Raw genomic sequence first — 2,446 nt, forward strand, 5'->3', positions numbered from 1 at the left:
GGGGTAGACCCAGCTCGTCGGAGTCGGGGACCCGGTCGCCGACGGACCGGTGGAGGGCGGCGGCGGTGCGGCGGGACCGCTGGGCGACACGGCACCTGCGCGGGTCAGGCTGCTGCCCGGAGCCGACGCGCCAGCGGGCTGGGCGGGGGAGGGAGCGCCCCCTTCGGAGTCTCCTGCTTCGGTGTCGGCAGGCCGTGTGATCAGCGCGGGGATGCCGGGGCGCTGGATCAGGGCGCGGCCCTTGTCGCCGGAGGCGTTCGGGTCCTCGCCGTACCGGAAGGTGGTCCGCGGCTTCGGGGGTCCGGCGTCGATGCCCTCCTTGCTCAGGTTGCCGCCGGTGGGGTTGATGCCGGAGGCGACACCGTCGCTGCCCGCGCCGGGGACCTTGCTCGGCCCCTGCGGAGCAGGAGTGCCGGTGCCGGCCTGCATCGCGAGGCTGCCCGCGGTCTTCGCGGCTCCTGCGGCGACCGTCATGCCGGCGACGCCGGTGCGGTGCAGGTCGTCGTGGCCTCCGCCGTCACTCGCCCAGTGGACGAACTTGTAGGTGGCGTACGGGCAGAGCAGGACCAGGACCATGACGACGATGCCGGCCATCGCGTCGGACAGGGCGGCCATTCCGTCCTGGGGATCGGACTTGCCCATCGCCGAGACGCCGATCAGGAAGACCACGGTCATCAGCAGTTTCGACACGACGAGGGTGGCGGTGGCCTCGATCCAGCCCCGCCGCCAGCGCTTGGCGACCTCCCAGCCGCCGCCGGATCCGGCGAAGACCGCGAGGGCGACCATGATCAGGACTCCGACCTTGCGGGCGACCATCACGCCCCAGTACATGAACGCGCCGATCGCGCAGCCGAGGGCGACCAGGGCTGGGACGCCCCAGCCGAGGCCGTACATCGCCCCCAACTGGTTGACCTTGATGACACGGCGGATCGCGTCGTCCACCGAGCTGTTGGCTGCCTGGAACAGGCCGTCGGACAGAGCGTCGACCACCGTGATGGCCACGGAGGTGAAGGCGACGGCGCAGAAGGAGAAGAGGACGCCGGTCATCGTGCCGATCGCCGCCTGGGCGAGGGCGCGTTCGTCCCGTCGCCAGGCCGCGAACATCAACTGGATGCAGAACGTGCCGACGGTCAAGGCGAGGCCGATGGGCAACAGCAGCTCGTAGTTGTCCCGGAACCAACCGGCGTTGAGATCGATGGCAGTGGTTTCGTTGACGGCCTTGGCGGCGAGGTCGGCCGCGCTGGCGGCCAGCTCACCCGCTGACTTCGCGATCCACGCCCCGATGCCGTCGGTGACGGTCCCGGCGGGGTTGGTGGCGAAGTCGACGGCGCCGCAGACCTTGTCCATCAGCGGAAGGTCGCAGACTCCCATGGCGGTACCTCCTTTCTGGGGTGGGGGTCAGGGCGCGACGGCCGGCAGGACACCGGCCAGGGCACAGGGCTGGGAGGGGCGGCACTGGATTGCGAGGGTGGTGACGCGGTTCTCGGCGCCGCCGTGTGGTGAGCCTTTCCAGGCGATGGACTGTTTGCCGGAGACCGTCACGGCGTAGACGTACGCGGCGGTGATCGCCCCGGGGTCCGCCTGCAGGGCCTGGGTGAACGAGTCAGGGAAGTGCGCCTCGTTCACGGTGGCGGTGGCGAACTGGCCGTTGGCGGCCATCTCCTTCCACAGCACGCGCGAGGGGACGAGCGCGTCGACCGAGGCGGTGTCGGCGTACTTCCTCTCGCTGGTCAGCCACCCGTGCAGGGCAGCCAGCAGCTCATGCTGGGAGTACGCGCGAGTGTCGTAGGACCACAGCGCTGCGGCTGCCGCCTTCCCGAACTTGATCGGATCGTGCGTGGACGGGGGCACGGGCAGGGCGCTGCGGCTCCCGTGCGGTGGTGACGAGGCGGAAGCAGAAGAGGTCGGGGAGGAGGGGAAAGCCGAACTCGCCTGCGGTGCGGGAGCCTTGGAGGAGGTCCTGCCGTCGCGGGTGAGGTAGGCGGCCAGGCCGGCGAGGGCGACGAGCACCACCAGGACAGCGGTGCCGAGCAGCGCCCGGCGGTGCACGCGAGATGCGCCGCCGGGGTTCGTGGAACGGGGAGACATCAGTGGACCTGCGTCCCAAGCGTGCTGAAGAACGCCACCACACCGTTCGCGGCACCCAGCAGGAGGGCCGCGCCAGCGCTGACCAGCACGCCCTTCTTGCCGCTGGCCTCGGCCTGGTGACCGCCGGAGTGATGGCCCCAGGCCCACACGCCCGCGCTGACGGCAAGCGCGCCGACCACGGCGATGATCCCGAAGAGGTTGATCGAGCCCATCACCTGCTTGAGGACCGCCAGGCCGGGGAGGCCACCATCGTTCGGTTTGATCCCGGGGTCGTAGGCGAGCTGGATGACCTTGTCGGCGAGATACATTAAGAACTCCAGTTCGATTTAATGCACGCCAAAGCCCAAAGGGGCGAAGC

Annotated in this window: 3 protein-coding genes; all 3 read right to left on the reverse strand. The window is 70.3% G+C overall.

All coding sequences use genetic code 11. The features are described from left to right. A partial coding sequence (locus tag RB628_RS39730) for an ATP-binding protein (RefSeq protein WP_318325515.1) occupies window positions 1-1,371 on the reverse strand: 1,371 nt, incomplete at its 3' end. 27 nt (window positions 1,372-1,398) lie between these two features. Then, window positions 1,399-2,088: a hypothetical protein gene (locus tag RB628_RS39735; protein ID WP_318325516.1), complete on the reverse strand. Its 690-nt coding sequence runs from the start codon at window positions 2,086-2,088 to the stop codon at window positions 1,399-1,401. Next, window positions 2,088-2,396, reverse strand: a complete 309-nt coding sequence (locus tag RB628_RS39740; protein ID WP_318325517.1) for a DUF6112 family protein — start codon at window positions 2,394-2,396, stop codon at window positions 2,088-2,090. Before RB628_RS39740 ends, RB628_RS39735 begins: the two co-directional genes overlap by 1 nt. Between the last annotated feature and the right edge of the window lie 50 nt (window positions 2,397-2,446).

Source organism: Streptomyces sp. ADMS, from assembly GCF_033441795.1.
GTDB lineage: Bacteria > Actinomycetota > Actinomycetes > Streptomycetales > Streptomycetaceae > Streptomyces.